Source organism: Bacteriovorax sp. DB6_IX, from assembly GCF_000447775.1.
Lineage (GTDB): Bacteria > Bdellovibrionota > Bacteriovoracia > Bacteriovoracales > Bacteriovoracaceae > Halobacteriovorax_A.
Genome location: NZ_AUNJ01000035.1, coordinates 1 through 258, shown reverse-complemented (window position 1 = coordinate 258; position 258 = coordinate 1). Strand labels below are relative to the sequence as shown.

Here is a 258-nt window from a genome sequence, read left to right as displayed (position 1 = left end):
AGCTTCCTGAAAAGCTCAATATGAATAGTATCAATCGTGACCTACACGAAAAAACAATTCAGGCCCTCGAGCTAATTAAATCACACCAACACAACTGTCGTCTTGAACATATTGCCTCTCAAGTGGCAATATCACCCGATAGACTCCGCCACCTCTTTAAAGAGAATATTGGGATTACCTTTAAAAACTATATTAAATGGCAGAAAATTCGCAAGGCCTTTTATCTCTTACAGAAAACACCTCAATTATCACTGGCCC

1 protein-coding gene is annotated in these 258 nt (G+C 39.1%); it reads left to right on the top strand.

The features are described 5' to 3' along the window. Nucleotides 1–20 precede the first annotated feature (20 nt). A partial coding sequence (locus tag M901_RS01140) for an AraC family transcriptional regulator (RefSeq protein ID WP_157679753.1) occupies nt 21–258 on the top strand: 238 nt, incomplete at its 3' end.